The sequence below is a fragment of the Vreelandella salicampi genome, from assembly GCF_013415105.1.
In the GTDB taxonomy this organism is placed as follows: domain Bacteria; phylum Pseudomonadota; class Gammaproteobacteria; order Pseudomonadales; family Halomonadaceae; genus Vreelandella; species Vreelandella salicampi.
The window spans coordinates 15268-40104 of the sequence record NZ_JACCDF010000021.1 but is presented as its reverse complement, the minus strand read 5'-3'; the positions used below and the strand labels follow the sequence as shown (position 1 = coordinate 40104).

Here is a 24837-nt window from a genome sequence, read left to right as displayed (position 1 = left end):
TCATCCGTGAGCATTTGTCGGGGCATCGCAAGCTCGCAGTTTGTTGGCGTGAGAACCTCTATTCTGCGAGCTTGCCCCTATCCTGCCAAATCATCCTCGACCAAACGTCAACACGCCCTAGCACTCTTTCCCTACAGAATGCCTTTCACGCTTATCTTGGCACGAGGATGACACAGATTTGACGCAGGCAAAAAATAAGGGCCTACGCCTTAACGTAAGCCCTTGAAAAATAATGTTTTAAAAACGATGGTGCGCCCGGCAGGATTCGAACCTGCGACCCTCGGCTTCGGAGGCCGATACTCTATCCAACTGAGCTACGGGCGCTTAGTGGATGCGTATCGTAACCGGGCACGCCGCTTGTGTCTAGCTGAGCGGGCGCTTACGCGCTAACAGAATTGACCCTTTTTACCTCTCTGGTGCATGCTTTCCAAGCATCATTTTCACGTCGCATTTTCGAATAACAATGCACCCTGTGTGCCTCTTTGTCTCAAAAGGGAAATCATAATGAAAACATTTGCACTTAACACGCTGGCACTCTCTGTTTCTCTCGCCTTAGTCGGTACGGCTAACGCCTCCGATTTTGACGATATGGACCCCGTCACACTGCGCCTAGCGCACGTGGTCAACGAGCAGGATGGCTTTCATATCGCCGCCACCAAGTTCGAGGCACTGGTGGAAGAGCGCACCGACGGCAAGGTGGATATCGAGATCTACCCCAACGCCTCACTAGGTGACGAGCGTACTTTGCTGGAAGGCATGCAGATCGGCACCGTCGATATGGGCGTGATTACCAACGGTCCGGTAGCCAACTTCGTTGAAGAGATGGCGGTATTTGAACTGCCGTTCCTGTTCCCTTCCCCAGAAGCCGCTTACGGCGTGTTGGATGGCGAAATCGGCCAAGAGCTGCTGGACAAGCTTTCTGACGTCAACTTGAAAGGCCTGGCCTATGCCGAACGCGGCTTTCGTAACCTGACCAACAGCGAGCGCCCGGTCAACGCCCCGGAAGACTTGGAAGGCCTGCGCATTCGCGTGATGGAAAACCCGGTGTATGTCGATACCTTCCGCGAGCTGGGCGCCAATGCCGTTCCCATGGCGTGGACCGAAGCCCTCACCGCCATGCAGCAAGGCACCATCGATGGCCAGGAAAACCCGGTCAACGTCATTCACTCGTTCAACCTGAATGAAACCCAAAACTACATGACGCTTTCGCGCCACACCTACGCTCCCGCCATTTTTGTGATGGGCATGTCAGTGTGGAACAAGCTCCCTGAAGCGGCGCAGACAGTGCTCGCCGAATCAGCGCAAGAGGCCGCTGAGCACGAACGTCAAGTAAACGCCGAGATGAAAGCCGAGCAGCTGGCCGATTTGCGCGAAGCGGGTATGGAAATTAACGACTCCCCCGACATCGAGGCCTTCCAAAACGCCGTAACACCGGTATACGACAAGTACGGTGAGCAATTCGGCGATTATCTGCCGCGCATTCAGTCCTCTCTTCAGCAGTAACGGGCTTTCCACCGAGGTGGCCTGACGTAAGGTGACTGGATTTCCGGTTGCCGTTGGCGGCTGTTCAAGCGGCGTGAAAACACCGCCGGAACAGCCGTTTCCTTCAAGAGACACACCTGATGGTTGAAACAACCAATATAAAACTGACCTCAAGACTCAATAAGATAAATCTCAACTTATTATTGGTTTTTCACACACTCTACCGAAAGCGGAGCTTGACGCTTACCGCAGAATCGCTGTGCCTGAGCCAGCCCGCCGTCAGCCACTCCCTAAAGAAGCTCCGCCTGTTACTGGACGACCCGCTGTTCATCAAGAGCATGGATGGCATGCAACCGACTCCGCTCGCCCGGCAGATGGACGCCGCCGTGGCAAAAGGCCTGTTCTATTTCGACCAGGCGATTCACAGCAGCAGCGAGTTCTCGCCCGCCACGACAAAACGGGAGTTTCGTGTCAGCCTGACAGATTACGTTAGCCAACAGCTGCAACCCAAGCTCATCCAGCACTGTCTAGCGCATGCCCCAGACTTGTGTTTCAACATGCTGTCGACGCGTATCGCGAGCGCCGAGGAGGCCCAGCGGGTTCTACAGGAGCACGATATCGACCTGGCCGTGGTGCAATTCGAAACCTTGCCGCTAACCTCGCATCACGAGTACCTGTTCGACGACGAGATTGGCTGTGTCGGCGACGCCACGCTGCATGGGGATAAAAGCCATATCACCCTCGAGACGTTTCTGAATACACCACAACTCGCCTTGTCCCATCGCGAGGACAGCCCGTCCTTGATCAATGAACGATTAAAGACGCTGGGGCTGGAACGAAAGATCGTCGCCAAGACGCCTTACATCAATCCGCTTCAGGAGATACTGGTATCGACGAACCTGCTCTGCGTGGTGACCCGAAGCGCGGCCAATGTCATCTGCCGCAACAACGCCTTGAAATTCTATGCCCTTCCGCTGGATGTACCGGCGTTCAAGGTGTGCCTCTGCTGGGATGAGAGAAAGGATCACGACTCGGGCATCCGCTGGTTGAGAACGCTGATCAGGGAGCTGATACACCCCGCCCCCTGATCGTGTTTGCGCTGAAACCGCCCGGCGCTTTCTCACGCTCAATCCAGCGCTACCACCTTGCCGGGGTTCAATAGGCCTTTGGGATCGAGGGCGGTTTTCATGCGTTTCATTAGGGCAATCTCCTCGCTGGAACGGCAAATGCTCAGGTAATCGCGCTTTTCCAGGCCGATGCCGTGTTCCGCAGAAACGGAGCCGCCGTATTCCTTCAGCGGGGTGTACACCAGTTGCTCGACTTGGCGGCGGCTTTCCGGGCTGTCGTCTCGCACCGTGATCATGATGTGCAGGTTGCCATCGCCGAGATGGCCGAACACCACCATCTTCCCCACCTGAGGCCACTGCGCCTTGAGGCCTTGCTCCAGCAGCTCGACGTAGGCATCCATATGGGGAATCGGCAGGCTGACGTCATAGGAAAACATCGGCTTCAGCTCTTTCACCAAGACTTCTATGTCTTCCCTGATCGCCCAGATGACTTGGCGTTGAGCTCGGGAATTGGCCAGTACGGCGTCGGTGATCAAGCCAGCTTCCAGGGCTTTCTGCAAAACCTGCGAGAAGTGCTCGGCATCGCGTTCGTCGTCTAGGCCCAGGGTTTCGATGATGGCGTAAAAAGGCGAGTCGTCCGCCAGCAGGGGCGTGTGCTTACCGCTCTCGGTGGTCATCAGCTTGTAGTGGTTATTCCACAACGCCTCAAAGGCGCTGAGACTATTGGCCAGCTCCTGGGAAACCAAGCCCAACAGCTGGGTTAGGGCATCGAAGGAGGGCACCGCGACCAGAGCGGTCTGCTCGCTGGGCATGTGCGGCTGCAACCGCAGTACGGCACGGGTGACGATCCCCAGCGTGCCTTCGCTGCCGATGAACAGCTGCTTCAGGTCGTAGCCGGCGTTGTTTTTCAGCATTTTGTTCAACGAGCTGACCACGGTGCCATCGCTGAGCACGGCTTCCAGCCCCAGCACTTGCTGGCGCATCATGCCGTAGCGTATGACCCGGATACCCCCGGCATTGGTGGCGATGTTGCCGCCAATGGTGCACGACCCCCGGGCGCCGAGATCAAGCGGAAACTGCATATCGATCTCCGCCGCGGCTTCCTGAACATGCTGAAGGGTCGCCCCGGCCTGGACCTGGAGAGTAGAGCCCACCGAATCAATGTCTTCTATCCGGTTCATCAATTCCAGCGAGACCACCAGCTCCTCCGGGCTCGCCTCACCGCCGTGCACGATGCCGGTCATGCCGCCATGGGTCACCACCGGCTGGTCGGCCTGGTAACACAAAGCCATCACCCGGCTGAGCTGTTCGGTGTCACGCGGTCTTACAATCGCCTTGGCGCGACAGGGCGCCCCGGTAAACCAGTCGACGCTTCGCTGCGAAACATCATCACCGAGCAGCACCCCTTCCGGGCCGACTATCGCCACCAGATCGTTGAGCAACTTATCCATTTCTTATTCCTGTTTTAGCGGGCTACGCCATTGGTAGCAAGGCCAGGCAATCTCGTCAGCCTTTATAATCTGCTCACCAGGGCATGCACTCAATGGCAAACGCTTGCAGGCTAGCGCTAACCGCCATCACGCTCAAGCCCAAGATCTATAAAGATTTTTTGGATCAATCCCGCGAATAGTGGCATAAAAATAAGTAATTTGTGCCGCAAGTCCGATGTGATATAGATGATGCCTAAGAAGACAGTAACGTCGCGGTAAAACACAACAAGAAAGCTAACCCTCAGGAGTTCATGTGAGTAATCTCGCCCATTTCGCCCGTCATACCGTATCCCGCTCTATGCCTAGCGCGACCAGCCAGTTCAAACAGCTAACACTCGCACTTGGCTGTGCAGGCCTGTTTGCGTTGCCGCTTTCTGGCCAAGCCGAGGAGATCGCTCCTACCACCCTGCGCCTTGCCCACGTGGTGAATACGGAAGACACCTACCACATCGCCGCTGAGCGATTTCAGCAGCGGGTCAGCGAGCAGACCGATGGCGCGGTCACCATTGAGATATTCCCCAACGCCACCTTGGGTGACGAACGCACCCTGCTGGAAGGCATGCAGATCGGCACCGTCGATATGGGCGTGATTACCAACGGGCCGGTGGCCAATTTCGTCGATGAGTTTTCCGTTTTCGAGCTGCCGTTCCTGTTTCCCTCCTCCGAGGCCGCTTACGACGTGTTGGATGGCGAGATCGGTCAGGAGATCCTGGGCAAACTGCAGGATGTGAACCTCAAGGGGCTGGCCTACGCTGAACGCGGATTCCGCAATATCACCAATAGCCAGAATGCGGTCCATGAGCCCGCCGACCTCGACGGTTTAACGCTACGCGTCATCGAGAACGAGGTTTATGTCGACACCTTCCGCGAATTAGGAGCCAACGCCGTTCCCATGGCGTGGACGGAAGCGCTGACCGCGCTGCAACAAGGCACCATTGATGGCCAGGAAAATCCGGTCAATGCCATCCATGCCTTCAACCTGGCAGAAACTCAAGACTATCTGACCATGACGCGGCACATCTACGCGCCGGCTATCTTCATCATGAGCCTGCCGGCTTGGAACAGCCTCCAGGAGGAGCTTCAGGACATCGTGCTTGATGCCGCGCAGGACGCCGCCGCTTACGCCCGGGAACAAAACGCCGAGATGGAAGCCGTGCAACTGGCTGACCTGCGCGAAGCGGGTATGGAAATTAACGACTCCCCCGACATCGAGGCCTTCCAAAACGCCGTAACGCCGGTGTACGAGAAGTACGGTGAGCAATTCGGCGACTACCTGCCGCGCATTCAGGAGGCGTTGAACCCGTGATGTCGTTTGCACAGCCGTTACTAACGCTGTTGCAACGCACCGAGCGCGGGCTGGATGCCATTATCCAGCCCGCAGTCTTTGCCTGTATGGCGGCGTTAATCGGCGTTATTACGCTACAAATTGTCTCACGGGTGCTATTTACCGCCGTGGGTTGGACGGAAGAACTTGCCCGTTTTTTGCTAGTGTGGCTGACGTTTTTAGGTGCCACCTTGGCGTTTCAGCGGGGGCGACACATCGCCGTGACGTTCCTGGTCGATGCCCTGCCTGCGCGCTTACGCAAGCTCGCTAGATTCGTTGCGCTTAGCGTGGTTTTGGCCCTCATGATCGCGCTGATCGTGATCGGCTACCGCTATATGCAGGTACAAAGCTTTCAAAAATCCGCCTCGTTACGTATCTCCATGACCTACGTTTACGCAGTGATGCCTTTCTGCACAGCCATCATGGCTTGGTACACGCTGGTGGATCTCCTTGAAACGCTTGTTCATGGCAAACCAGACACGCCACAGGAGCCGCAGCCATGACGCTTGTGCTGTTTGGGTTATTTTTCGTGTTTATGCTGCTGGGCGTTCCCATTGCCTTCGCGATTGGCGCCAGCACCCTGTTTGCCCTGCATCAATCCGGCGTGCCCCTGATGGTGGTAACCCAGCAGATGTTCCAGGGCATCAACTCCTTCGCGCTGGTGGCCGTGCCGATGTTCATCCTGGCCGGCGATTTAATGGCCCAAGGCAAGGTCAGCGAAAAGTTAGTCAACTTTGCCGACTCGTTGGTCGGTTTTATGCGCGGCGGCCTCTCTGTTGTCTCGGTCATGGCGGGCATGTTTTTCGCGGCCATTTCCGGCTCGGGGGCGGCCACCACCGCGGCGGTGGGTTCAAGCCTTGTGCCCGAGCTCAAGCGTAAGGGCTACGAGCCCGCTTCCGCCGCGAGCTTGATTGCCGCAAGCGGTACCATCGGCGTGGTGATTCCGCCATCGGTGCCAATGATTATTTACGCGGTCATTGCCCAGCAGTCGGTTTCAAAGCTGTTTTTGAACGGCTTTATTCCTGGTGTGGTGATGGGGGTGGGGCTCATGGCGATTGCCATTATGCAGGCCTACAAACGCCAGTACCCTCACGGCACGGCCTTTTCGTTGACGACCGTCTGGCGCACGCTAAAAGACGCTAGCTGGGGGCTGATGACGCCGGTTATTATTTTGGGCGGTATTTTTTCGGGCATTTTTACGCCCTCTGAGGCAGCGGTCGTGGCGGTGAACTACGCCCTGATCGTGTCGCTTTTCGTCTACCGCGACCTAACGCTAAAAGACGTTTATCAAGTGCTCATCCGCTCAGCGATGACCACGGCGGTGATCATGCTGGTGATTGCGATGTCGGCTGTGCTGAGCTGGACGCTCTCCAGCTGGCAGGTACCCGGCGCCATCGCCCAATCCGTGCTGTCACTGTCAGCCAACCCTTACGTTATCATGCTACTGGTCGTAGCCGTGATTCTGCTCACCGGGGTATTTATCGAGACGGCAAGTGCTTTGATCATTCTCACCCCAGTGCTGTTGCCGTTGGTATTGCAGCTGGGCATCGACCCGATTCATTTTGGTCTTATCATCGTGATGGGGCTGGCGATTGGCATGATTACCCCGCCGGTGGCGATCAACCTTTATGTCGCCTCATCGGTAACGCAGCTTCCGCTTGAGCGAATTACGCGGGCGATTATCCCTTACCTGCTCGGGTTGATTAGCGTACTGCTGCTGGTGGTTTACGTCCCCATGTGGCTAGGTTGGTCGCTATAGTCACTGCATCAACCATAGTCATTGCATCACCACGCGGTTACGCCCGTTTTGCTTGGCTTGGTAGAGGGCTTGGTCGGCGCGTTGGCAAACTGATGTCCGCGCCTTTGTAGCGCATGGCGCACCCCATCCCGTGTTTTCGTCGAAGGCGTAATACGACACCGAAAAATAGCGACTTGTGCGGGTGATGGGGTGCTGCTCACTCATCAAGCGTTGCTTTTATCGGCCTGTTGGCGGGCGTGTTTCACCTCTTCCTGACGGCGGCGCCATAGACGCCGGGCGATTAGCGCGGCAGCCGTGAGACTCAGCACGCCAACCCCCAGCATTAGCCACATCGCTGGGCTGCCTATGTGGCTGTGCACTTCTGTCGGGGCATGGCCCGAATGCGCGCTAACCGCACTGCTTAGCGCCAGCGTGATAAGAACTAATAGCGGGCGGGAAAGGGCTTGTTTCATCTGTTTCATCACGTTCTCCTTGTCTCTCATGAGCTCGGGTATCGGTACCCTTTAAGCGGTAGCGGCGGCCGTCGGACGGCGCTCGTCGAGCATCCCTTTATCGAGAATAAAGCGGATAATGTCTTCCAAACCCACGCCGTCGTACAGATTGGTAAACACAAAAGGCCGCTCGCCGCGCATCTTTTTCGAATCGCGTTCCATCACGTCCAGCGACGCGTGCACCTGCTCGGCGATATCAATCTTATTGATAATCAACAGGTCCGACTTGGTGATGCCCGGTCCGCCTTTACGCGGAATCTTGTCGCCGGCTGAGACGTCGATCACGTAGAGCGTGAGATCAGAAAGCTCGGGGCTGAAGGTCGCCGAGAGGTTGTCGCCGCCCGACTCCACCATCACCAGCTCCAGCTTGGGGTGGCGCTCTTGCAGTTCGTCGATCGCCGCCAGGTTCATGGAGGCGTCTTCGCGGATCGCGGTATGCGGGCAGCCGCCAGTCTCGACACCCAGAATACGATCAGCCGGTAGGGCGTCGTGCTTAAGCAAAAAATCGGCGTCTTCGCGGGTGTAGATGTCGTTGGTGACCACGGCAATGTCGTAGTAATCCCGCAGCGCCAAACATAGCTGCTTGAGCAGTGCGGTTTTGCCGGAACCAACCGGGCCACCCACGCCTACGCGTAAACAGTGAGTCATAAATCTCTCCTCAATCGATAAACTGATTAACTTCTAAGCTCTTTGTCTTCTAAACCCGTTAACTTCTAAATAAGCGTGAATACTGGGTTTCGTGTAGCGCACTGGCCAGGGCCAGGCCAGGCAGTACCGGGCCTAGCTCGTCATCATCCAGCGTTAGTGCCTGATCAACAGCGGTGACTAGCGCGGGGCGTAATTGCTCGATCACGCGCTGGGCGGCGGTGTGACCCAACGGTAAAGCTTTGCAGGCCACCGCCAGTTGGTTCTCCAGCCATGCCCAGGCAAAGCCCAGCAGCGTTTGGCGAACAGACACGCCGCGGGCGTGGGCCGTGTAGGCAAACAGCGTTACATAACCCGCATTAGCCGGCAACAAGGGCGGTAGTGAGTCCTCACTTGGATGCAGCTCCTCGCTAGGTAATAAGTCCAGGCTGCCCAGCAGGCGCTTAAGCGAGGCACCCAAGCGGCTATCTTCGGCGGCCAGCTCAGCGGTTTCCCGAGTGGCGGCTAACCATTCATCCCACGCGGCGATTGAGTCACGACCCGTTTCGCTGTCGGCCTGGCCAAACGCATCGTACAGGCGCGCCAGCACCGGTAGCTCGCAGCGCGTCAGACCATCTACCAGTACGCCGCTTAGCCACTCGGCGAGGCTGGCCTCATCGCGCACCCAATCCAGCTCAAAGGCGCTTTCCAGCCCTTGGGAAAAGGCAAAAGCGCCGATGGGCAACGCTGGGCTCACCAGCTGCATCAGCCCTAGCAGCGCTAGCTCGTCACTTTGGCTTTCTAGCGCAGCGAGTTCAGTGGGCATGGTGGTGCTCATGCGAGTGATCGTGGTCGTGTGAATGTTCATGCCCGTGGGAGTGGCTATGCCCGACCCCCACTTGGTTATAAGCGCCCGGTTCCGGGTCGAAGGTGGCGTTGTGGTGCTCTAATTCTGCACCTAACAACTCGGCGAGTTCTTCCAGCACGTGGTCCGGCGGGAAGCGCACCCAGCTGCCCTTGTCATCTTCACCCAGCGCCAGCTGCACGTGGCGATTACCCAGGTGGTAGGCGAGCCGCGCCAGCGGTAAGCCAGCACTGACTCGCGCGGTGACCACCGGTTCCACGGCGGCGCAGACGCGAATCACTTCACCGCTTTCGGCTTTCAGGCCTTCGCCGCTGCGCAGCACCGGGCCACGATCCAGAAACAGCCCCAGTTCGCGGCCGCTATCGCTTTGCGCTTTCAGACGCCCGCGAATGCGCAGCTCAAAGGGCAGCGTCAGCGTATCGCTGGCGGCGCTCGCCTGCACCGGGCCGAGTCGTTGTGTCAGTTTCAGCATGGTCAACCCCTTCATCGCCCAATGAATTGGGCTCCTACAACAGCTAAAAAGTGCAAACTGTCGTTCTAAAATAAATGGTAGCGCTGGGCCAGTGGCAATTCGGTGGCGGGCTCACAGGTTAAAATTTCGCCATCGCAGCGTACTTCGTAGGTTTGCGGGTCCACCGTCAAATCAGGGCATGCTTCGTTGAGTTTCATGTCCTGCTTGCGCACGCCGCGTACGTTCTTGCAGGCCGACAGCGTACTGTTGAGCCCGAATTTCTGCTTCACGTCGGCATCCAGCGCGGCCTGGCTGACAAAGCTCAGCCGGGTCTGGCTGGCCGCCCGGCCCAAGGCGCCGAACATATAACGGTAATGCACCGGCTGTGGCGTGGGGATGGACGCGTTGGGGTCGCCCATGGGGGCGGCGGCGATCATGCCGCCCTTGATCATCATCGCCGGTTTGGTACCGAAGAAGGCCGGTTTCCAGAGCACTAGGTCGGCCAGTTTGCCGACTTCTACCGAGCCCACTTCGTGGGCAATGCCGTGGGTGATCGCCGGGTTAATGGTGTACTTGGCGATATAGCGCTTGGCGCGGAAGTTATCGGCGCCTAGGGCTTCATCTTCGGGCAGCAGGCCGCGTTGCACCTTCATTTTATGCGCCGTTTGCCAGGTCCGGCAGACCACTTCGCCGACCCGCCCCATGGCCTGGGAGTCGGAGGCGATCATCGAGATCACGCCCAGATCGTGGAGGATATCCTCGGCGGCGATGGTTTCCCGGCGAATGCGCGAGTCGGCAAATGCCACGTCCTCGGGAATATTGGGGTCGAGGTGGTGACACACCATCAGCATATCCAGGTGCTCGTCGATGGTGTTGACCGTGTAGGGCCGCGTCGGGTTGGTGGATGACGGCAGCACATAGGCTTTCGAGCAGGCGGTGAGGATGTCCGGCGCATGGCCGCCACCCGCGCCTTCGGTGTGATAGGTGTGAATGCAGCGCTCGTTGAATGCGGACAGGGTATCCTCCACAAAGCCCGATTCGTTCAGCGTATCGGTGTGGATCGCCACCTGCACATCGTAGGCGTCCGCCACGTTGAGGCAGTTGTTGATCGACGCCGGTGTCGTCCCCCAATCTTCGTGCAGCTTGAGGCCCATGGCCCCGGCTTCCAGTTGCGCTTCCAGCGCCTCGGGCAGGCTGGCGTTGCCCTTGCCGAGAAAACCGATGTTCATCGGCATGTCGTCCACCGCCTGAAGCATCTTGCCGATGTGCCATTCGCCGGGCGTGCAGGTGGTGGCGTTGGTGCCGGTCGCCGGGCCGGTACCGCCGCCCAGCATGGTGGTAATGCCGCTCATCAGTGCTTCTTCGACCAGCTGCGGGCAGACGAAATGGATATGGGCATCCAGCGCGCCGGCAGTAAGAATCTTGCCCTCGCCGGCTATGATTTCGGTGCCGGGGCCAATCACGATCTCGACGTCAGGCTGGGTATCCGGGTTGCCCGCTTTGCCGATCGCCGCAATGCGGCCGTTCTGAATACCGACATCGGCTTTGACGATGCCCCACCAGTCGAGGATTAACGCGTTGGTAATCACCGTGTCCATCACGCTGTTATCCACCCGTTGGCTTTGGCCCATGCCATCGCGGATCACCTTGCCGCCACCGAATTTCACTTCATCGCCATAGTGGGTGGCGTCTTTTTCGACTTCGATCCACAGCTCGGTATCGCCCAGGCGCACTCGGTCGCCAACCGTGGGGCCGTACATATCGGCGTAGGCTTGCCGTGAGATTTTCATTTTGCGTCTCCTTCCAGCGCGCCCATGACATCGCCACGGAAGCCGTAAATTTCGCGCTTGCCGACGTAAGGAATCAGCGTGACTTCGCGGGTTTGGCCGGGCTCAAAGCGAATCGCCGTGCCTGCGGCCACGTCCAGCCGGTAGCCGCGCGTCTTGTCGCGATCAAACACCAGCGCCGGGTTGGCTTCGGCAAAGTGGTAGTGGGAACCGATCTGAATGGGTCGGTCGCCGGTATTGGCCACCTCGACACTAATCCGCTCGCGCCCCACGCAAAGCTCGATATCACCCTCTTGTAACTGATACTCACCGGGAATCATGGCGGTCTCCTGAGTGCTGATAACTAGTTGATAGGGGTATGGACGGTGACCAGCTTGGTGCCGTCGGGGAAAGTGGCTTCCACCTGCACCTCGTCGACCATTTCCGCCACGCCGTCCATCACATCGTCGCGGCTGAGGATTTCGCGGCCAAAGCTCATCAAATCGGCCACGCTGCGGCCATCGCGGGCGCCTTCCATAATCTCAAAGCTGATCAGCGCCACGGCTTCGGGGTAGTTGAGCTTTAAACCGCGCGCTTTACGGCGCTCGGCCAGTTGGGCGGCGGAAAACAGCAATAGCTTGTCTTTGTCTCTTGGGGTTAATTCCATGGGGCGTTTCTCCAGAGTAATACCTAATCAGGTTAGCCAGATGCGCGGCGTATGCGCTTCGCGCTCGATCAAGCGGGGTCGCAGCAGTTGCCAGGCCTGTTCGCATAGCCCCCAGGCTTCGTTACGCGAGTTGCCTAAATAGCGCAGCAGCAGTACGCCGTGGCGCACGGTAACCGCCCAACGCGGGTTATCCGGCAGTACTTCTCGCAGGGCCTCAATAGCCGCAGGCGCGTCGGCAAGCCCCACTGCCCAGAGCGTCGCCTGAACCGTCGCGCCACCTTGGCCCCAGCGCCCGGTAAAGCGTGGATGTGTCGGATCCAACGGCTGGCGCTCCAACCAAAGCGGCTTGCCGTCCAGGGTGAGGCGAAAGTGTTGTTCAATGCGCCCGGAAACATAAGGCAGGTCGCTGGCTGGGCGGCCTAGCGCCATCACTTCCCAGCCCAAGCAGCGTGCACTGCCGTGAAGATCAATCTGAGTGCGCTGCTGGCCCCTGGAGCCATCAAAGGCGATGGTTTCCTGGGGCAGCCACTCAAGGGTGGCGCCATCTTCCACACTTAACCGGGTCTGCTGGGTCCAGGCGACGCCCTGGCTATCGGCTTTATACAGCTTGTTGGCCGCAGGCGTGGTGAGCAGCGCGTGGGCACCGTTTTCCACATGGGCACTGATGGTGAGCGCATCGCCGCTGACAAGCCCACCGGGCGGGTGCAACACATACACATGGCATGCCCGATCACGACCCTCCGGATAAAATGGCCGCTGCACGCGCAGCGGCCCCTGATGCCTGGCGTGAACCAAACGCGTCGCGCCGCTACGATAGGCAAAGGTGAGATTGAGCGCCGCCGCCCAGTGGCGCTCGCGATCAAAGCGATGGCCAAAGCGTGGGGAATGAAGTGCGGTTGCGCATGCGGTCATAAAGGGCTCACTTAACGTCGTTAGCTACCCTTAACCAGCAACCTATGTACCAAAATGGTGAATTTTAATTTTTCATCTTTATTTTCAGCACCTTATTTATAAAAACAAAGTCATAAAAAAACACTCGACGCACCGAAATGGCGCGCCGAGTGAGAGTGAGTGCACGGTTTTGGGGAGCCCCTACACCGTCAAATGCTGCTTGATCAGCTCGTCTGAAAGCTCGCTGATGGCGTCTTTGGCGACGGGGCTGCCACGATCCATGATCACGAATTGGTCGGCGTATTTGCGCGCGAACGGTAGCTTTTGCTCGACCAGTAGCACGGTGAGGCCGTCTTCTTTGATTAGCCGACGGATCACCTGGCCGATCTGGGCGACAATGTTGGGCTGAATGCCCTCCCCCGGTTCGTCGAGAATCAAAAGCTTGGGTTCGATCACCAGCGCCCGGCCAATGGCCAATTGTTGTTGCTGCCCGCCGGAGAGATCGCCCCCGCGACGGTGTTTCATCTCTTCAAGCACCGGGAAGAGCTCATAGATACGCTCGGGAATTTTTTTCACTCCGTCGCTGCGGGCGGCAAGCCCCGTGCGCAGATTTTCTTCCACCGTAAGCAGCGGGAAAATCTGTCGCCCCTGGGGCACGTAGCCGATACCCAGCCGCGAGCGGGCTTCGATGGGTTTCTTCGTCAGCTCGACATCCTCCGCATAGCGGATGCTGCCAGAGGCGACCGCCACTTCCCCCATCACCGCCTTCATCAGCGTGGTTTTGCCTACCCCATTGCGCCCCATCACGCAGGTGCACTGCCCCGTGGGCACGTCGAGTTCGAGATCCCACAGGGTGTGGCTTTCGCCATAAAACTGATTGAGTTTTTCGATCACAAGCATCAGGCGGCCTCCCCGTCGTCAGCACCCAGGTAGACCTCGACGACACTGGGGTCGCTTGAGACCTCATCCATGGTGCCTTCCGCCAGCACGCTGCCTTGGTGGAGCACCGTGACTTGGCGCGCAATCGAGCGCACAAAGCCCATGTCGTGCTCGACCACCACGACCGACTGCTGGCCCGCAAGCCCGGTTAACAGCTCAGCGGTACGCTCCATTTCCTGCTCAGTCATCCCGGCGACGGGCTCATCCACCAGCAACAGGCGCGGGCGCTGCATCAGCAGCATGCCGATCTCCAGCCACTGCTTCTGGCCGTGGGAGAGAATGCCCGCAGGCTGGTGGCGAAGCGCTGTCAAGCCAATGGTTTCCAGTACTTCCTCGATGCGGTCGCGAATCTCGCCGGTCATGCGGGCGGTAAGCGTGGGCAAAATGCGTTTATCGGCGGCCATCGCCAGCTCCAGGTTGTGAAACACCGAGAGGGCTTCAAACACCGTGGGCTTTTGGAACTTACGCCCGATGCCGAGGCTGGCAATCTCCGGCTCGTTCATCGTAAGCAGGTTATGCCGGCTACCGAACCAGACGCTACCCTGCGTCGGCTGCGTTTTACCGGTGATGATATCCATCATGGTAGTTTTGCCCGCACCGTTGGGGCCGATGATGCAGCGCAGCTCGCCGTCGTCGATGGTGAGGTTTAAGTTGTTGATCGCTTTGAAGCCGTCAAAGCTGACCGTGACATCTTCCATATACAGAATCGGGCCGTGGCGCACATCCACCGGTGAGGCCTGCGGCGCCATAAAGTCGAACACCCGATCACGGTCTTTGAGCGAATCGATCAAGCTCATGTCGTCGCCTCCTGGGGTTTGCGCGCCTGGTTTTTTTGCTCCTGGGTTTTACGCTTTCGATGGGCCAAAAGCCCTGCCACGCCCTTGGGCAGAAAAACGGTGACGAACACAAATAGCGCACCAAGCGCGAATAGCCAGGCATCGGGCATGATGCCGGTGAACACGGTTTTGGCGTAGTTCACTAACAATGCGCCGATCACCGCGCCGTAGAGCGTGGCCCGCCCGCCGAGCGCCACCCACAGCACGATTTCGATGGAGAAAATCGGCGAGAACTCGCTAGGGTTGATAATGCCCACCTGCGGCACGTAAAGCGCACCGGCAAGCCCCGCGAGCATCGCGGATACCACGAACACAAAGAGCTGGAATCGCTCAACGCGGTAGCCAAGAAAGCGCGTTCGTGCCTCGGCATCGCGGGTCGCCACACTTACCCGGCCAAGCTTGCTGGTGACAATCGCCCGGCACAGAATATACCCCAGCGCCAGCGCCACGCCGGTGGCGAGGAAAAGCCCCAGCCGCGTGGCATCGGTGCGCAAATCAAAGCCCAACAACTCGCGAAAATCGGTCAAGCCGTTGTTGCCGCCAAAGCCCATTTCGTTGCGGAAAAACGCCAGCATCAGCGCAAACGTCAACGCCTGGGTAATGATCGACAGGTACACCCCGGTCACCCGCGAACGAAACGCCAGAAAGCCGAACACCAGCGCCAAAAGCCCCGGTGCCACCAGCACCATGACAAAGGCAAACCACGCCATATCAAAGCCGAGCCAGTACCACGGCAGGCTGTCCCAGTTGAGAAACACCATAAAATCCGGCAGCACGGGGTCGCCATAGGTACCGCGATCACCAATTTGGCGCATCAGGTACATGCCCATGGCGTAGCCGCCAATGGCGAAAAAGGCACCGTGGCCTAGGCTCAAAATCCCCAGGTAGCCCCAGACCAAATCCACCGAAACGGCGAGCAGCGCGTAGCTTAAATACTTGCCGAACAGGTTCACGGTGTAGGCGGTGACGTGCAGCGGATGCCCTTGCGGCACCGCCAGGTGCAGCACGGTGACCAGCAAAAGTGCAGCAAACAGCACGCCAAGAAACAGCTGCGTGGCCCGCTCCCGAAACGGGCGCGTGAGCCAAAAACGCTGGGAGGAATCCACTGATTGCATCGTTTAGCCCTCCGCCGCGCGGCCTTTCTGGGGGAAGAGCCCCTTCGGCCGTTTTTGAATAAACAAAATGATGAACACCAGCACGATGATTTTCGCCAGCACCGCCCCGACCCAAGGCTCCAGCACCTGGTTGATCACGCCGAGCGAAAGCCCCGCCACCAACGTGCCCCACAGATTGCCCACGCCGCCGAACACCACCACCATGAACGAATCAATGATGTAGTTCTGCCCCAGGTTGGGGCCGACGTTGGTCAGCTGAGAAAGCGCTACGCCGGCAAGGCCCGCCACACCGGACCCAAGCGCAAACGTCATGATATCGACGCGAGTGGCACGGATACCCATCGACCGCGCCATCGCACGGTTTTGCGTCACCGCGCGCACTTCAAGGCCGAGCCGGGTTTTGCGCATCACCAGCATCAGCCCGGCGAACACCAACAGGGCAAAACCCAACACATAAAGACGGTTGAGGGTCAGCGATAACCCTTCGTTAATCATCACCGAGCCGCTCAACCACTCGGGCGAGACCACGGTACGGTTCTGCGGCGAGATAACCGTGCGCACCAGCTGCTGCAGGATCAAGCTGACGCCAAATGTCGCCAGCAACGTTTCCAGCGGGCGCCCTTTTAAGAACTGAATCACCCCGCGCTCAATAGCAATGCCGGCGAGAGCCGCGACCAGAAAGCCGGCGGGAATCGAAAGAACCAGCGCTAACCCCGGCTGGCCGGGCAGCAATTGCTGCATGCCCCAGGTGGTATAGGCGCCCAGCATGATCAGCTCGCCGTGGGCCATGTTGATCACCCCCATCACGCCGAACGTGATGGCAAGCCCAATGGCGGCCAGTACCAGCACCGAGCCCAGCGAGAGGCCGAAGTAGAGGGTCTCAAGGCCCTGATTGAGCTTGAGTTTCTGCTCGATACCCGCGAGTGCTGCGGAGGCGGCATCGGCCAATACCGGGTCGTCGCTGCGGGCGGCAGAGTTGAGCACCGAACGCACTTGCTGGTTAAGACTGCCTTCTAAGTCAGCGATGGCTTCGACGTCGCCCTGATCGAGCCGGTAAATCGCCAGGGCCTGCGACAGCAGCCGGCGCACTTCGGCATTCTCCTCGTTCTCGATCACTGCCTTTAGCGGCTCGACCATGGAGGCATCGACGTTGCCCAAAAGATCTCGGGCAGCGTCGCGGCGCTGGTCGGCATCATCAACATACAGATCAAGCAGCGACAGGGCATTTTGCAACGTCCCGCGCAGCGCATTGTTGATACCGATGCGGTCAAGCTCGCGGCGCGACATTTCGCCGGCTTCCTCGAAGCTCAGGGCATCGGCCACCGGCCAATGGCGGCCGCGGTTCTCAAGTACGATGACAAAGCGTTGGTTGTCTTTATGGCGCTGTAGCTTGCCGTTAAGCAATGCCTCAAGCCAGCGACGACTGCGCTCGTCGCCGCTTTCGATGATGACCTCAATGGCCTCTGCCTTATCGGCATAAGAGGAGGTATCGAGGGCTTCTAACAGCGGCTGGCCGGGGTCGTCCTGTGCCTGGACGGCCTGTGGCAGGCCGAATAAAAGGCAAAGGCATAGTAGGCCCGGCAGGAAGCGTGAAAGCATCCTCATGGGCGTGTCCTGTTTGAGTGAAAACGTTGAGCAGCGTTTTTGCGGGCCGGCCGGGGAGACCGGCCCGAGTCGTTGGGGTGTTGCGGTTACTCGGTCTCGGCTTCGCCGCCGCCACAGCTGCCCTCAACTACGTTGTAGTTACCGCACTCCATCGGCTTGCGCCAATCGCTGATCAGATCACGCGAGCCTTCCAGGTAGTCAGACCAAGCATCACCGGCCACGGTAGACGGCGTCTGCCAGACGATGGAGAACTGGCCATTGTCCTGAATCTCGCCGATCAACACCGGCTTGGTGATGTGGTGGTTGGGCATCATCGCCGCATAGCCGCCGGTGAGGTTGGGCACGGTCACGCCGATGATGGCGTCTTTGACGGCATCCACATCGGTGGTTTCAGCCTTGCGCACGGCTTCGGCCCACATATTAAAGCCGATGTAGTGCGCTTCCATGGGGTCGTTGGTCACCGCCATCTCATCGCCAGTATGCTCGATCCAAGCGTCGATGAAATCGTAGTTGGCGTCGGTATCAACGCTCATGAAGTAGTTCCACGCCGCTAGGTGGCCAACTAGCGGGCCGGTGTCGATGCCCGACAGCTCTTGCTCACCCACCGAGAACGCCACCACCGGGATATCCGCCGCGTTGACACCTTGGTTACCCAATTCACGGTAGAACGGCACGTTGGCATCGCCGTTGATGGTCGAGACCACGGCGGTTTTCTTGCCTTCGTTACCGAATTGCTTGATTTCGGAAACGATATTCTGCCAATCGGAGTGACCGAACGGCGTGTAGTTGATCATGATGTCGTCGTCGCTGACGCCATGGCTTTTCAGGTAGGCATCGAGGATCTTATTAGTGGTGCGCGGGTAGACGTAATCGGTCCCCGCCAGCACCCAGCGCTCGACGCCGACTTCGTTCATCAGGTAATCAACCGCGGGAATCGCCTGCTGGTTAGGCGCCGCGCCGGTGTAGAAAACGTTCTCCGAGGACTCTTCGCCTTCATACTGCACCGGGTAGAAAAGCAGACCGTTGAGTTCCTCGACCACCGGTAGGACCGACTTACGCGATACCGAGGTCCAGTTACCGAAGATCACATCGACCTCTTCCTGGGCCAGCAGCTCGCGTGCCTTCTCGGCGAAAAGCGGCCAATCGGACGCCGGGTCAACGACCACCGCTTCAAGCTCACGGCCAAGCAAGCCGCCCGCGTCGTTTTGCTGCTCGATCAGCATCTCGACAGTATCTTTGAGTACCGTCTCGCTAATCGCCATGGTGCCGGAGAGCGAATGCAAGATACCCACCTTAATCGGGTCGTCTTGTTGCGCCAGCGCCTGGCTGCTCGCGCCCATGACGGCGGCGGAAACTAGCGCAGCGGCTAGATAACGGGCATGTGGTTGACGTTGCAATGTGATCACTGGAACTCCTCGCCCCGCAGGGACTCGTTAGGGTGATCGCGTACGCTCGAGTCACACTCAAGCCGGTACGCGGGACAGCTACCCGTCTCTGCAAAGGCTGCGCCACATCGCACCAATTGTTTTTAACTTGTTTAAATTCAGAATGTTACAATAAAATCCCCTGCCCGCCTCCTGTCTTTTGCACTAGTTTTGAGCACCAATTTCCGTCAGCTTTTTAGCCAGCGCACCAAAAAAGTGCTTTTCGTCATCTGGCTTATAAAAAAACAGGGCGCCGACTTTCGTCGACGCCCCGCTTACTTCAGGATTGAACGCGTTATGTATCAATCGCTGCCAGGCGTGCCCTCTTCAATCGGATTTTGCATCCGACGGCGCAGCAGGGGCCCGATGATATACGGCAAGATCAAGCCCAGCCCCGCGAAGACCCACAGGCCAATGGCCAAGCCGCTGTCCCACAGAATCATCCAGTCACCATCGGAGATATCCATGGCATGGCGCAGGTTTTTCTCCATCTCCGGTCCCAGCAACAAGCCGAGAATCACCGGTACCAGCGGGATCTCCAACTTGCGCAGTATGTAGCCGCCCACCCCGAAGGCCACCATGAAGTAAAGGTCGAAAGTGGTGTTACTGATTGAGTAGATACCCACGAAGGCGATCATGGTGACGATCGGCAACAGGAACATCGGTGGCACGGAAAGCAGCTTGACGAAGATGCCCACCAGCGGGATGTTGAGGATCAGCAACAAGAAGTTACCGATCAACAGCGCCGCAATCACGCCCCAAACGATGTCGGCGTTCTGGGTAAACATCAACGGCCCTGGGGTGATGTTGAGCGAGATCAATAGCGCCAACAGCACCGCCGTGGTACCGCTACCCGGCACACCCAGAGTCAGCATGGGCACCAGCGCACCGCTAGAGGCACCGTTGTTACCCGCCTCGGGGCCTGCCACACCACGTGGGTCACCCTTGCCGAAATAGCCCTTCTTGCCGACGACTTTCTTCTCCAGAGTGTAACCGATAAAGCTACCCAAAGAGGCGCCAGCGCCCGGCAAGACACCCGCAATGAAGCCAAGCACCCCGCCACGCAGGCTCGAGGGCAGAATCTCGCGGATTTCCCGCCAGGTAAGCGTGAGCTTGTTGACCTTCATCTTCTCCTTGCCGCCACCGGCTCGCTCCTCGATGAAGAACATCAGCTCGGAAATGGCAAACAGACCAACGATAGCGATAATGAAGTCTACGCCTTCGAAGAGCTCAAGCACGCCAAAGGTGTAGCGCTGCACCCCGGTATTGTCGATCCCGACGGTAGCGATCATCAGGCCGATACAGGCGGCGACCACCGTCTTGATGGGATTCTTGCCGGTGATGCCGCCCAAGGTGGCAAACGCTAGCAAGAAGAGCGCGAAATATTCCGCCGGGCCGAACGTCAGGGCGAATTTAGCCAGCAGCGGTGCCAGCAAGATCAAGCCCACGGTGGCCACCAGACTACCGATGAAGGAAGCGATGGCAGAAATAGCCAGCGCTTCGGCCGCCTTGCCCTTCTGGGCCATTGGGTAGCCGTCGAGACAAGTCATCATAGCCGGTTCATCGCCGGGAATATTGAGCAATATCGACGAAATACGCCCGCCGTACATAGCACCGGCATACACCGAGGTCAGCATGATCAGGGCGGTTTCCGGGGCGAGCCCCAGGCTGAACGCCAACGGGATCAAAATAGCCACGCCGTTGGCCGGGCCTAACCCAGGCAAGGCGCCGATCAAGGTGCCGAGAAAAGCCCCCAATAGGGCAAACATCAGGTTATGGGGCTGCAGCGCAACGCCGAAACCATCCATCAGGTAACCTAGAGTTTCCATCAGTTAACCTCCAGGAATGACAGCAGACCCAGCGGCAAGGCGAGATCCAGCGCAAAGCTAAACAGGAAGTACACCACCACCCCGGAGACGGCCCCGGTGATATAGGCGTTGGCCGGGCGCGAGCCCATGCGCCAGCAAAGCGTGCCCACGGCAAGCGTGGTGCTGATAATAAAACCCAGCGGCTGAAGCAGCATGGCGTAGAGAATCAACACCACGACAGCGATAATCAGCTCGATACCCGTACGGCTCCAGGGCCAGGCATGGTCAGGATCAGGCCGAACGATCATATACAGGCTGGAAATGATCAGTACCACGGCCAACAACTTGGGAAAAGTGTCGGGGCCGACGGCCTCGGCCCCACCAAACGGCTCCGGGAACTGAGTGGCGCCCCAGCCGTACGCGACGGCCAGGACGATCATCAAGACCCCAAAGATGCGGTCGTTGAAAGTCATTACTGAATCAATCCAATATCTTTAGAAAGCTGCTCGATGTCATCGATCTGGTTGTGAACGAAGTCTTCGAACTCACCGGCGGTCATGTGGAAAGGCATCAAGCCGTTCTGTTTCATGACATTCTTCCATTCTTCGCTCTGGTAGATGGTGTCCATGGCATCGGTCCAATACGTCTCAGCCTCTTCGGAGATATCCGCCGGCATGTAAAAACCGCGCCAGTTGGGGCCCAGTGCGTCGATGCCCTGCTCACGGGCGGTGGGGATGTCAGACAGATCGCCGGGCAGACGCTCCTCGGAGAGCACGGCCAGGACGCGCAGGTCGCCGGATTCCATAAACCCTTGCGCTTCGGTGATATCGCCGGTGAAGGCATCAACGTGCCCACCGATCACCTGAGTCAGTGCTTCGCCGCCATTGTTGTACGACAGATACGCAATGCGCGGAAGATTCTCGACGTCAGCTGCCTGAGCGGCAATCAACACTTTCAGATGATCCCAACCGCCTTTGGCACTACCGCCGGCAAACTTAACGCTGCGCGGGTCTTCTTTGAGCGAATCCATCAGATCGTTGAGGTCTTCGATCTCGGAGTCATCGGCCACGGCGATAATGCCGTAATCCGCGCCCAACGCACCGACCCAGTTGACCTGATCAGCGGTCAACCCCGGGAACTGACCTTGAGCCAGGCGTGTCGTGGTCGCCGTGGACGCCGCCACCAGCAGGTGGTCATCACTGGCGCGCTTGCTCACGGTATGCGCATACGCCACACCACCGCCGGCACCGGCCATATTGATGGTCTGCACATTACCGGGTACTAAATCGAGCTCCTGCATGACGTTACCCACGCTGCGGCAGGTAAAGTCCCAACCGCCGCCTGGGTCGGACGGCGCAATACACTCGACCTTACCTTCGGGTTCGAAAGCAGCGGCGGTGCTGGAAAAGGTGGCAGCGGCAGCTAGCGGAAGGGCCAGCAGGGTTACGTACTTCAAGGAAGGCTTGAGAGTCATGGCATTCTCCACGTTTCAATCTGTTTTTGTAGTGATGCGTGTTGTGATGATGCGGATTGTGGTGATGCATCGTGCTTCACGCTGCGAACGTTAGAAGAAGGCAGACCCTAGCGACAAGCTTATGAACATAAAGCACAAAAAGAGCATTGTGGGCATTTTGTTCATTGTGTTCACGGCGGCGTTCTTAAGGGCTATTTCAAGGACTATTCCAAGCGCCTGTTAAAGGCCATCCAGCCAGCCGCTGGTATCTGCCTGCAAACGGTAACGTCTTTCGGGCCTACCTACATCACCGTAGCCCAATTCTGCGTCGACCACTTGCACCGATACCAAAAATTCTAAATAGCGCCGCGCCGTGGAACGGCTTGCCCCCATCGCACGCCCCACCTGCGTGGCGGCCAGCGGCTGTTGGGATTGCTTGAGCGCTTCCACCACCGAACGCAACGTCAGCCGGTCGATGCCTTTAGGCAGGCTACGCCCGCTGGCTGGATTGGCCTCGGCTGGCTGCGTGCGGGACAACACCTGGTCAAGCTCGTCCTGATTCATTTCGGCGCGGTTAGCCAAGGCTTCGCGCTCGCGACGAAAGCGCGTCAGCATTTGTGACATTCGCGCCGCTTCAATCGGTTTGATGAGGTAGTCAAACACCCCGCCGCGTAGCGCCTCGCTGATGGTTTCCACTTCGCGGGCGGCCGTTACCATGACGATGTCTACATGCACATAATCGCGACGCAGCGACCAGAGCAGTTCCAGCCCTTCCACATCGGGCAGATACGCATCCAGCAAAACCAGCTGAATGTTGGCGGCATGGCGCGCCATCTGCTCGCGCGCTTCGGCCCCATTGCGGGCAACCGCGACCACGGCAAACCCCTCGCTTTGCTCAATGAAAGCGCGGTGGATATCGGCAATGCGAAAATCGTCTTCCACTACCAAAATACCGTACTCGTTCGCCGACATCGTCGCTCCCCTCACTGGCGTCGTTATGATGATGACATTTGAGCACACAGCGAACGATCCAGCACGGCGATAAAACACGCCCCGCCGAGTTCGCTGTCTTCCAGCGTGACCGTACCACCGTGCTGGCGACTCAACCGCGCCACCAGCGCCAGTCCAATACCCTGGTGCTGACCGGTTTTGGTTGAGAACCCTTCGCTGAAAATCGACTCGACGTGCTCGGGGGCCACACCGGGCCCGTTATCCTCGACCTCAATCAGCAACTGCTCGCCCAAATCGGTAAAAAACAGCCGCACGCGAGGCGGGTCGTTCGGCCCATGCAACGCGGCATGGCAGGCATTATCCAACAAGTTGCCCACCACGCTCATCATCACTTCTTGGCCCGTCGGTGTTAGCTGGCAGGAGAGCGAACTTTGCTCGTCGATTTCCAGCGCCACCCCCAGCTCGCGGGCACGGGTCAGTTTGCCCATTAGCGTGCCACTGAGCACCGTATCGGCTACGCTGCGCATCAAAAAGCTCATCTGCGCCTGAGCGCGCTCGGTTTCCTGGTGAATCAGTGCCAGCGCTTCATCGACGCGCTTGAGCTGGAGCAAACCGGAAATGGTGTACAGCTTGTTGGAAAACTCGTGCGCCTGGGCGCGCAGCATATCCACATCGCGGCTGGCCTGGGTCAGCGCATGGGAAAGGTCGACAATCTCCCGACGGCTGCGGAAGGTCGCCACCGCGCCTTCAATGTCACCTTCGTGCACGATGGGCATCCGGTTGACCACTACGGGGTGATCGCCCAGCCACATTTGCTCATCGAACTCCTGCTTACCGTTTTTGAGCACTTCTAACAGTCGCGAATTGGGCACTACTTCGCGGATCGGTTGGCCGAGCAAAATATGCCCCTCGTCCAAGCCCAAAAAGCGCCGCGCCTGTTGGTTGACCAGAGTGATATGGCCTTCGCGGTTAACCGCCAGAATGCCCTCGTGAATCGACTGCAAAATGGCCTCTTTTTCCATGGCCAGACGGGCAATTTCATAGGGCTCCAGGCCTAAAATGACCTTTTTCAGGTGCTGCGACAGCCAATAGGCACCGGCAAACCCCAGCACGATCATCAGCGCTACTAACCCCCAACCCAAGCTGTTGTAACGCGCGATATCCATCTCGACGCGATCCAGCATAAACCCGACCGAGACGATGCCGATGATATTGCCCGCCGCATCGCGCACTGGGGTTTTGCCACGTATCGCCGTACCCAGCGTACCGGTCGCCTCGGACACATACGACTTGCCTTCTTGAAGCGCCCGCGCGTTATCCCCGCCGACCATGGTAAGCCCAATGCGCTCCGTGACGGGATGGGAATAGCGCACACCCAACGTATTGCCCACCACCACGTAACGCGCGCCGGTTTCACGGCGCACGCGCTCGGCAAGCGGCTGAATGACGCTGGCGGGATTATCGTCGTCAAAGGCGTCAATGAGCTCGGGCATGGAGGCCACCGTCTTGGCCACCGCCAGGGCCCGCTGACCCATTTGCATACTGATAATCTCGGCTTTGCGGTAATTCAGGTAGGTCCCTTGGGCCAGCAGCATGCCCGTCAGCAGCAAACCGACAAGCACCATGACCTGCAGGCGAAAGCTGCGTTTGTACCAGCGGCGCTTGGTGCGTGTACGGCGCCAGCGCTGTAATTCGGCTAGCGTGCGGGGGCGGGGTGCGGTCATGACGGCCTCTTTGGACGATGAGGCCTCCATTATGGCATGTTGATAGGCGATGGCACGTCGAAGACGGATGACACGACCAAGAACACACATGAAAACCGCCTCTCA

At 58.5% G+C, this 24837-nt stretch carries 24 protein-coding genes and 1 tRNA gene; 5 read left to right on the top strand and 20 right to left on the bottom strand.

The window, feature by feature from the left end; translation table 11 throughout:
- Positions 1-247 precede the first annotated feature (247 nt).
- Positions 248-324: transfer RNA gene (locus tag HZS81_RS17235), tRNA-Arg, on the bottom strand.
- Between the two features lie 180 nt (positions 325-504).
- Here HZS81_RS17235 and HZS81_RS17230 point away from each other — a divergent pair.
- Positions 505-1503 (top strand): TRAP transporter substrate-binding protein, encoded by a 999-nt coding sequence (locus HZS81_RS17230; protein ID WP_179931752.1) that lies wholly within the window; start codon positions 505-507, stop codon positions 1501-1503.
- A gap of 119 nt (positions 1504-1622) precedes the next feature.
- Positions 1623-2570, top strand: coding sequence for a LysR family transcriptional regulator (locus HZS81_RS17225; protein ID WP_179931751.1), 948 nt, complete (start codon positions 1623-1625; stop codon positions 2568-2570).
- 38 nt (positions 2571-2608) lie between these two features.
- On the opposite strand, the gene HZS81_RS17220 is transcribed toward HZS81_RS17225, so the two are convergent.
- On the bottom strand, positions 2609-4000 hold the full coding sequence (locus HZS81_RS17220; protein WP_179931750.1) for an FAD-binding oxidoreductase: 1392 nt from the start codon (positions 3998-4000) through the stop codon (positions 2609-2611).
- Between the two features lie 337 nt (positions 4001-4337).
- Between HZS81_RS17220 and HZS81_RS17215 the strand changes: the two genes are divergently transcribed.
- From HZS81_RS17215 to HZS81_RS17205, 3 genes are read left to right on the top strand one after another with little or no spacing between them, the layout of a single operon-like run.
- Complete coding sequence (locus HZS81_RS17215) at positions 4338-5345, top strand: TRAP transporter substrate-binding protein (protein WP_179931756.1); 1008 nt, start codon at positions 4338-4340, stop codon at positions 5343-5345.
- The gene (locus tag HZS81_RS17210; RefSeq protein WP_179931755.1) at positions 5345-5866 is read left to right on the top strand and encodes a TRAP transporter small permease; all 522 of its coding nucleotides are present in this window, start codon (positions 5345-5347) and stop codon (positions 5864-5866) included. Before HZS81_RS17215 ends, HZS81_RS17210 begins: the two co-directional genes overlap by 1 nt.
- Complete coding sequence (locus HZS81_RS17205; protein ID WP_179931749.1) at positions 5863-7122, top strand: TRAP transporter large permease; 1260 nt, start codon at positions 5863-5865, stop codon at positions 7120-7122. The genes HZS81_RS17210 and HZS81_RS17205 overlap by 4 nt, the downstream gene beginning before the upstream one ends.
- 203 nt (positions 7123-7325) lie before the next feature.
- Here the strand turns inward: HZS81_RS17205 and HZS81_RS17200 are convergent, their stop codons facing one another.
- The 18 genes from HZS81_RS17200 to HZS81_RS17115 form a co-directional block, all read right to left on the bottom strand.
- Complete coding sequence (locus HZS81_RS17200) at positions 7326-7583, bottom strand: hypothetical protein (RefSeq protein WP_179931748.1); 258 nt, start codon at positions 7581-7583, stop codon at positions 7326-7328.
- Between the two features lie 42 nt (positions 7584-7625).
- Positions 7626-8261 (bottom strand): urease accessory protein UreG, encoded by a 636-nt coding sequence (ureG, locus tag HZS81_RS17195; RefSeq protein ID WP_179931747.1) that lies wholly within the window; start codon positions 8259-8261, stop codon positions 7626-7628.
- A 58-nt stretch (positions 8262-8319) separates the two neighbouring features.
- Complete coding sequence (locus HZS81_RS17190; protein ID WP_179931754.1) at positions 8320-9063, bottom strand: urease accessory protein UreF; 744 nt, start codon at positions 9061-9063, stop codon at positions 8320-8322.
- Complete coding sequence (ureE, locus tag HZS81_RS17185) at positions 9053-9574, bottom strand: urease accessory protein UreE (RefSeq protein WP_179931746.1); 522 nt, start codon at positions 9572-9574, stop codon at positions 9053-9055. Before ureE ends, HZS81_RS17190 begins: the two co-directional genes overlap by 11 nt.
- A 65-nt stretch (positions 9575-9639) precedes the next feature.
- The gene (gene ureC, locus HZS81_RS17180) at positions 9640-11343 is read right to left on the bottom strand and encodes an urease subunit alpha (protein ID WP_179931745.1); all 1704 of its coding nucleotides are present in this window, start codon (positions 11341-11343) and stop codon (positions 9640-9642) included.
- Entirely contained in the window at positions 11340-11660 is a 321-nt protein-coding gene (locus HZS81_RS17175) for an urease subunit beta (protein ID WP_179931744.1), read from the bottom strand. Before HZS81_RS17175 ends, ureC begins: the two co-directional genes overlap by 4 nt.
- Before the next feature lie 23 nt (positions 11661-11683).
- Positions 11684-11986, bottom strand: a complete 303-nt coding sequence (locus tag HZS81_RS17170; protein WP_179931743.1) for an urease subunit gamma — start codon at positions 11984-11986, stop codon at positions 11684-11686.
- 27 nt (positions 11987-12013) lie between these two features.
- Complete coding sequence (locus tag HZS81_RS17165; protein WP_179931742.1) at positions 12014-12898, bottom strand: urease accessory protein UreD; 885 nt, start codon at positions 12896-12898, stop codon at positions 12014-12016.
- A gap of 180 nt (positions 12899-13078) precedes the next feature.
- Positions 13079-13777, bottom strand: a complete 699-nt coding sequence (urtE, locus tag HZS81_RS17160; protein ID WP_179931741.1) for an urea ABC transporter ATP-binding subunit UrtE — start codon at positions 13775-13777, stop codon at positions 13079-13081.
- Positions 13777-14613, bottom strand: a complete 837-nt coding sequence (gene urtD, locus HZS81_RS17155) for an urea ABC transporter ATP-binding protein UrtD (protein ID WP_179931740.1) — start codon at positions 14611-14613, stop codon at positions 13777-13779. Before urtD ends, urtE begins: the two co-directional genes overlap by 1 nt.
- Positions 14610-15767, bottom strand: coding sequence for an urea ABC transporter permease subunit UrtC (urtC, locus tag HZS81_RS17150; protein ID WP_179931739.1), 1158 nt, complete (start codon positions 15765-15767; stop codon positions 14610-14612). The genes urtD and urtC overlap by 4 nt, the downstream gene beginning before the upstream one ends.
- Positions 15768-15770: 3 nt before the next feature.
- The gene (gene urtB, locus HZS81_RS17145; protein ID WP_179931738.1) at positions 15771-17372 is read right to left on the bottom strand and encodes an urea ABC transporter permease subunit UrtB; all 1602 of its coding nucleotides are present in this window, start codon (positions 17370-17372) and stop codon (positions 15771-15773) included.
- An 86-nt stretch (positions 17373-17458) separates the two neighbouring features.
- The gene (urtA, locus tag HZS81_RS17140; protein ID WP_179931737.1) at positions 17459-18778 is read right to left on the bottom strand and encodes an urea ABC transporter substrate-binding protein; all 1320 of its coding nucleotides are present in this window, start codon (positions 18776-18778) and stop codon (positions 17459-17461) included.
- A gap of 320 nt (positions 18779-19098) precedes the next feature.
- A complete protein-coding gene (locus HZS81_RS17135; RefSeq protein ID WP_089701752.1) occupies positions 19099-20625 on the bottom strand; it encodes a tripartite tricarboxylate transporter permease in 1527 nt (508 codons plus the stop codon).
- Positions 20625-21077: a tripartite tricarboxylate transporter TctB family protein gene (locus tag HZS81_RS17130; protein WP_089701749.1), complete on the bottom strand. Its 453-nt coding sequence runs from the start codon at positions 21075-21077 to the stop codon at positions 20625-20627. Before HZS81_RS17130 ends, HZS81_RS17135 begins: the two co-directional genes overlap by 1 nt.
- Complete coding sequence (locus tag HZS81_RS17125) at positions 21077-22078, bottom strand: Bug family tripartite tricarboxylate transporter substrate binding protein (RefSeq protein WP_179931736.1); 1002 nt, start codon at positions 22076-22078, stop codon at positions 21077-21079. Before HZS81_RS17125 ends, HZS81_RS17130 begins: the two co-directional genes overlap by 1 nt.
- A gap of 219 nt (positions 22079-22297) precedes the next feature.
- Complete coding sequence (locus tag HZS81_RS17120; protein WP_179931735.1) at positions 22298-23029, bottom strand: response regulator; 732 nt, start codon at positions 23027-23029, stop codon at positions 22298-22300.
- 23 nt (positions 23030-23052) lie between these two features.
- Positions 23053-24732: an ATP-binding protein gene (locus HZS81_RS17115; protein ID WP_179931734.1), complete on the bottom strand. Its 1680-nt coding sequence runs from the start codon at positions 24730-24732 to the stop codon at positions 23053-23055.
- Between the last annotated feature and the right edge of the window lie 105 nt (positions 24733-24837).

What these genes read in the sequence shown, in the direction of transcription:
- HZS81_RS17125 (WP_179931736.1), bottom strand. Translation starts at nt 22,078, where the DNA reads ATGACTCTCAAGCCTTCCTTGAAGTACGTAACCCTGCTGGCCCTTCCG.
- ureE (WP_179931746.1), bottom strand. Translation starts at nt 9,574, where the DNA reads ATGCTGAAACTGACACAACGACTCGGCCCGGTGCAGGCGAGCGCCGCC.
- HZS81_RS17130 (WP_089701749.1), bottom strand. Translation starts at nt 21,077, where the DNA reads ATGACTTTCAACGACCGCATCTTTGGGGTCTTGATGATCGTCCTGGCC.
- urtB (WP_179931738.1), bottom strand. Translation starts at nt 17,372, where the DNA reads ATGAGGATGCTTTCACGCTTCCTGCCGGGCCTACTATGCCTTTGCCTT.
- ureC (WP_179931745.1), bottom strand. Translation starts at nt 11,343, where the DNA reads ATGAAAATCTCACGGCAAGCCTACGCCGATATGTACGGCCCCACGGTT.
- HZS81_RS17230 (WP_179931752.1), top strand. Translation starts at nt 505, where the DNA reads ATGAAAACATTTGCACTTAACACGCTGGCACTCTCTGTTTCTCTCGCC.
- HZS81_RS17120 (WP_179931735.1), bottom strand. Translation starts at nt 23,029, where the DNA reads ATGTCGGCGAACGAGTACGGTATTTTGGTAGTGGAAGACGATTTTCGC.
- HZS81_RS17225 (WP_179931751.1), top strand. Translation starts at nt 1,623, where the DNA reads ATGGTTGAAACAACCAATATAAAACTGACCTCAAGACTCAATAAGATA.
- HZS81_RS17190 (WP_179931754.1), bottom strand. Translation starts at nt 9,063, where the DNA reads ATGCCCACTGAACTCGCTGCGCTAGAAAGCCAAAGTGACGAGCTAGCG.
- ureG (WP_179931747.1), bottom strand. Translation starts at nt 8,261, where the DNA reads ATGACTCACTGTTTACGCGTAGGCGTGGGTGGCCCGGTTGGTTCCGGC.
- HZS81_RS17115 (WP_179931734.1), bottom strand. Translation starts at nt 24,732, where the DNA reads ATGACCGCACCCCGCCCCCGCACGCTAGCCGAATTACAGCGCTGGCGC.
- HZS81_RS17165 (WP_179931742.1), bottom strand. Translation starts at nt 12,898, where the DNA reads ATGACCGCATGCGCAACCGCACTTCATTCCCCACGCTTTGGCCATCGC.
- HZS81_RS17200 (WP_179931748.1), bottom strand. Translation starts at nt 7,583, where the DNA reads ATGAAACAGATGAAACAAGCCCTTTCCCGCCCGCTATTAGTTCTTATC.
- urtC (WP_179931739.1), bottom strand. Translation starts at nt 15,767, where the DNA reads ATGCAATCAGTGGATTCCTCCCAGCGTTTTTGGCTCACGCGCCCGTTT.
- HZS81_RS17135 (WP_089701752.1), bottom strand. Translation starts at nt 20,625, where the DNA reads ATGGAAACTCTAGGTTACCTGATGGATGGTTTCGGCGTTGCGCTGCAG.
- HZS81_RS17220 (WP_179931750.1), bottom strand. Translation starts at nt 4,000, where the DNA reads ATGGATAAGTTGCTCAACGATCTGGTGGCGATAGTCGGCCCGGAAGGG.
- HZS81_RS17210 (WP_179931755.1), top strand. Translation starts at nt 5,345, where the DNA reads ATGTCGTTTGCACAGCCGTTACTAACGCTGTTGCAACGCACCGAGCGC.
- urtD (WP_179931740.1), bottom strand. Translation starts at nt 14,613, where the DNA reads ATGAGCTTGATCGATTCGCTCAAAGACCGTGATCGGGTGTTCGACTTT.
- HZS81_RS17175 (WP_179931744.1), bottom strand. Translation starts at nt 11,660, where the DNA reads ATGATTCCCGGTGAGTATCAGTTACAAGAGGGTGATATCGAGCTTTGC.
- HZS81_RS17215 (WP_179931756.1), top strand. Translation starts at nt 4,338, where the DNA reads ATGCCTAGCGCGACCAGCCAGTTCAAACAGCTAACACTCGCACTTGGC.
- HZS81_RS17205 (WP_179931749.1), top strand. Translation starts at nt 5,863, where the DNA reads ATGACGCTTGTGCTGTTTGGGTTATTTTTCGTGTTTATGCTGCTGGGC.
- HZS81_RS17170 (WP_179931743.1), bottom strand. Translation starts at nt 11,986, where the DNA reads ATGGAATTAACCCCAAGAGACAAAGACAAGCTATTGCTGTTTTCCGCC.
- urtE (WP_179931741.1), bottom strand. Translation starts at nt 13,777, where the DNA reads ATGCTTGTGATCGAAAAACTCAATCAGTTTTATGGCGAAAGCCACACC.